This is a genomic window from Streptomyces sp. MMG1121, from assembly GCF_001280015.1.
Lineage (GTDB): Bacteria > Actinomycetota > Actinomycetes > Streptomycetales > Streptomycetaceae > Streptomyces.
The window spans coordinates 1-643 of record NZ_LGDV01000059.1; the positions used below are offsets into that span (position 1 = coordinate 1).

The following is a 643-nucleotide window of genomic DNA, read 5'->3' on the forward strand; positions in this document are numbered from 1 at the left end:
CAACGCCACCTCGACTGCGAACAGAGCCGGCTGCGCAAACCGCGTCTCGTCCAGCAGCCCCCCGCCCTCGAACACCACATCCTTCAACGAACAGCCGAGTCGCTCGTCCACGGCCGCACACACCTCATCGAAAGCCTCCGCGAACACCGGGAACACGTCGTACAGCTCACGCCCCATCCCCACCCGCTGCGAACCCTGCCCCGTGAACAACACACCCAGACGACCCGAGACCACACCCCCAGGCCGCACCACCGCGAGCCCCTCCCGCGCCTCCTCCACCGAACCCGCCACCACCACCGCACGATGATCAAAATGCGCCCGGGTGGTGGCAAGTGAGTAGGCGACGTCCGTGAGATGAATGTCCCGCCCGTTGTCCAGGTGGGACGACAGCGCCTCGGCCTGGGCCCGCACCGCCTCCGGGGACTTGCCCGACACCAGCAGCGGTACGACGGCCTCCGGAGCCGCCGCACGGTCCGCTGAGGGCTCTGCCTCGACGGCCTCCAGGATGACGTGGGCGTTGGTGCCGCTGAGGCCGAAGGAAGAAACCGCGGCGCGACGCGGACGCCCCTCAGCCGTCGGCCACTCCCGCGACTCCGTCAGCAGCTCCACCGCACCCGCCGACCAGTCCACCTTCGGCGACGGC

General features: G+C 69.8%; 1 protein-coding gene. It reads right to left on the reverse strand.

Going from position 1 to position 643, the window contains the following annotated elements:
• A partial coding sequence (locus ADK64_RS07310; protein ID WP_159046186.1) for a ketoacyl-synthetase C-terminal extension domain-containing protein occupies window positions 1-630 on the reverse strand: 630 nt, incomplete at its 3' end.
• Window positions 631-643: the final 13 nt, after the last annotated feature.